This window comes from Methylomagnum sp. (assembly GCF_054333355.1).
This window is the reverse complement of sequence record NZ_JBTEKS010000405.1, coordinates 1-3,879: the sequence shown is the minus strand read 5'-3', so window position 1 is coordinate 3,879 and position 3,879 is coordinate 1. Positions and strand designations below refer to the sequence as shown.

General features: G+C 64.6%; 3 protein-coding genes. 1 reads left to right on the top strand and 2 read right to left on the bottom strand.

Features of this window, described 5'->3' with window-relative positions; genetic code table 11:
• The first annotated feature begins 51 nt into the window (after positions 1-51).
• Positions 52-1,554: a phytoene desaturase family protein gene (locus ACXWUF_RS20150; protein WP_458496356.1), complete on the top strand. Its 1,503-nt coding sequence runs from the start codon at positions 52-54 to the stop codon at positions 1,552-1,554.
• A gap of 292 nt (positions 1,555-1,846) precedes the next feature.
• Here ACXWUF_RS20150 and ACXWUF_RS20145 read toward each other — a convergent pair whose 3' ends face one another.
• Both ACXWUF_RS20145 and ACXWUF_RS20140 read right to left on the bottom strand, forming a co-directional pair.
• Complete coding sequence (locus tag ACXWUF_RS20145; RefSeq protein WP_458496355.1) at positions 1,847-3,073, bottom strand: ABC transporter permease; 1,227 nt, start codon at positions 3,071-3,073, stop codon at positions 1,847-1,849.
• A 4-nt stretch (positions 3,074-3,077) separates the two neighbouring features.
• Positions 3,078-3,879, bottom strand: an 802-nt coding sequence (locus ACXWUF_RS20140) for an ABC transporter ATP-binding protein (RefSeq protein WP_458496354.1), incomplete at its 5' end; no start/stop codon positions are given.

Here is a 3,879-nt window from a genome sequence, read left to right as displayed (position 1 = left end):
TTAAATGGCAGCGCCTCTAACCCTTCCCTTTTACCGAAACAGGTCTCCACCATGGATCACACCAACTCTCCCAAAGTCCTGGTCATCGGCGCCGGACTCGGCGGTTTGTCCGCCGCCATCTCCCTGGCCACGGAAGGATTTCCGGTGGAACTGGTGGAGAAAAACGACAAGGTGGGCGGCAAGCTCAATGTGCTGAGGAAGGACGGCTTCACCTTCGATCTCGGTCCTTCCATCCTCACCATGCCGCACATCTTCGAGGCGCTGTTCCAAAAGGCCGGTCGGCGGATGGAGGACTACGTCAGCTTCCAACCCGTGCTGCCCCACTGGCGCAACTTTTTCGAGGACGGCACGCACTTCGACCTGACCCCGGACCGCGACGCAATGGACCGGGAACTGGCCCGCGTGGCGCCGGAGGATGCGGCAGGCTTTTATCGGTTTCTGGAATATTCGGAACGGCTCAGCAAGATCACCGAGGCAGGCTATTTCGCCAAGGGCCTGGATTCCTTCTGGGAGTTGGTGCGGTGCTATGGCCCGCTCAAGAGTCTCGCCGGTTTCGACGTGTTCCGGAACCTGGACCAGGGCGTCCGGCGCTTCGTGAAAAACCCCAAGCTGGTGGACGCCCTCAATTACTTCGTCAAGTACGTCGGCTCCTCCCCCTACGACGCGCCGGCCCTCCTGAACCTGCTGCCCCATGTGCAGTTCGGCTATGGACTCTGGTACGTCCAGGGCGGCATGTACCACCTCGCCGCCGGGCTGGAAAAGCTCGCCCGGGAACTGGGCGTCCGCATCCGGCTCGACACCGAGATCGTGGAGCTGTCCCGCGAGGCCGGGCGCATCACGGGCGCGGTGACCCAAGACGGCTCCCGCATCGCGGCCGATCTGGTGGTCTCCAACATGGAAGTCATCCCGGCCCTGGAGAGGCTGCTCAAGGCCGACCCGCACGCGATCCGCCCGCTTCGGAAATTCGCCCCGTCCTGCTCGGGTCTGGTGCTGCATCTGGGGGTGGACCGGACCTATCCGCAACTGGCCCACCACAATTTCTTCTACGCCAGGGACGCCAAGGCCCATTTCGATGCCGTGTTTCACCAGAACCGGCTCTCCGACGATCCCACCATCTATCTCGTCGCCCCCTGCAAGTCCGATCCTGGTCAAGCTCCGGCGGGCTGCGAGGTCATCAAGGTCTTGCCCCACATTCCCCACCTCGACCCGGCCAACCCCCATGGCCCGGAGGATTATTCGGCCTTGCGGGAGCGGGTGCTGGACAAGCTGGAACGGATGGGCCTGACCGATCTCCGCCGCCATATCGTCTGCGAGGAGACCTGGACCCCGCTGGACATCGAGGCCCGCTATTACTCCAACCGAGGCTCCATTTACGGCGTGGTCTCCGACCGCTTCAAGAATCTCGGCTTCAAAGCCCCGCAGCGCAGCGCTCAATACCGGAACCTTTACTTCGTGGGCGGCAGCGTCAATCCCGGCGGCGGCATGCCGATGGTGACGCTCTCGGGGCAGTTGGTGCGGGATAAGATATTGGCGGATTTGGGGCGAGCCGGGTAGGCGATGGGGCATTACGAACTAAACCGAGACATTTGGAAATCGAAGTTTTTTCGTAGGATGGGTGGAGACGCCCGCTGCAAGGTTTCCGGCTTAACGGGTGTCGTGGGCGTCGTAACCCATCGACCATCTAGCCCAAGACGCGATGGGTTACGGCGCAGGTAAGCCTCTAAAAAAACGGTGGCCATATTCCCGGTGCGCCTCCACCCATCCTACGATTTAATGCCATTGAGTTAAGGGTGAGCTGCTGGCAATGGCTCAGCCAACAGGAACACCGGGCACCGTCCGATCTACCTCAAGCCAACCGCAACCGCCACAACCCCACCCCCATGAAGCCCGCCGCGAAGCCCAGCAGCACCGCCGCCTCGGGCCAAACCTCCCGAACCCCCAGCCCCCTGACGATCACGTCCTGATAGCCCGCCAGCGCCCAGGCATGGGGAGTGAGGCGGGACAAGCTCTGCAACAATTCGGGCATCACATAGGCCGGGACCATGATGCCGCCCAGGGCGGACAGGGTGATGGCTAACAGCACGGCCAGCGTGTCCACCTGCGCCTCGCTGCGGCCCAGGGCGGCGATGAGCACGCCCAGACCATTGGCGGCGGCAGCGGCGGCCAGAGACACCAGCACGAAGGCGGGAAGGTTCCCGAGCCGCATGTCGAACGCCAGGGTGCCGATGGCGAACATCACCGCCACCTGCAACAGGTTGACGAGGTAGTAGGCCAGCAGTTTGCCGACGATGAAAACCGGCCTCGCCAGGGGCGCGGTGCGGAGGCGGACGTAGGTGCCCTCGGTGCGTTCCCGGAGGAAGCTCTTGGCGATGGTCAGGCCGATGAAGAACACCCCGAAGATGGCATAGGCCGGCACGTTCTGCTCGGTGGAAGTGGGCCGACGCTCGCGGCGGTAGCCTTCGGGCGGGACGATGGCCGGTGCCAATCGCTGGGAAGGATCAGAGATCAGCGCCTCGATCCCGGACGGAGATTCCGCCGGGTCTTCCAGCAAGTCCGGCGTGTTCTGGAACTCTTCCTGCAAGCGGGCCGTGAGTCGCATCCGCTCGGCGACACCGCCCACGCTGTTGGCGATGAGCGTTTGCAGTTGGACATTGACGGCGGGATCGACGACCAGCACCAAGGGGTCGCCGGGCTCGCTCATATCCCCCCGCATCCGGGCCGTGTAATTCGGGCCGAACACCAGGGCGAAGCGGGCCGCACCGGCGCGGATGCTTGCCTCGGCTTGCTCCCGGCTCAGGGCATCGGCTGTGCCGGTTTCCCGCACGGCCAGGCCTTCCAACTGCCGGACGGCTGCCAGGGTCAGGGCCGCGAGGTCGCCGCGATCCTGGTTCACCACCAGGATGTCCAGTGGCCGCGCCTTCGTGCCCGCTTCGAACACGCCTTCCAGGGCGAAGCTCATGACCAGGATGAAGAACGCCGGCATGAGGAACAGCAGGGCCAGGGCTTGCCGATCCCGCCATAGAATCTTGAACTCCTTGGCGGCGATGGCTGAGATTTGATGCAGTGGGAGCATGGCTCTAATCCCTCAGTTGCCGGCCGGTCAATTTGAGAAACACCGTCTCCAGGCTCGGCTCCAGCACCCTCAGAGTGCGGATGGCCAGCCCCGCGTGGCGGGCGGCTTCAAAGACGCCCGGCAGGATGTCCTCCGGGCGCGGGGTTTCCAGCAGGACCATGGACGGCTCGCCGTCCGCGATGCGTAGCGACGCGAGACCTTCGAGCCTGGCCCGCAACTCCGATGGCAACGGCTCGGCGAAGCTTATCTCGACGACGCCCTGATCCAGGGCGCGGACCAGTTCCCGAGGTGAATCCAGGGCGACGATACGGCCTTGGTCCAAAATCGCCACCCGGCCACACAGGCGCTGGGCTTCTTCCATGTAGTGGGTGCTGTAGACCACGGTGATGCCGTCCCGGTTGAGTTGCTGGAGAGCTTCGAGGATGGCGTTGCGGCTCTGGGCGTCGATGCCCACGGTGGGCTCGTCCAGCACCAGGATTTCCGGCTCGTGCAACAACCCGATGGCGATGTTGAGGCGCCGCTGCATGCCGCCCGAGAACTGCGCCACCGGCTCCCGTGCGCGGCCCGTGAGTCCCGCCAGCTCCAGCACCGCGTCGATCCGCGCCCGCAGCCGTCGGCCCCGCAATCCGAAAATGGCCCCGAAGAATTGCAGGTTGTCCCGGGCCGACAGGCTGGGATAGAAGGCGAATTCCTGCGGGACCAGGCCCAGTTTGCGCTTGAGTTCGGCGGTGCGCGGCTCGGCCGGACGGCCGCCGATGCGAATGCGTCCCCGGCTGGGCGTGATGAGGCCGGAGAGCATCCCGAGG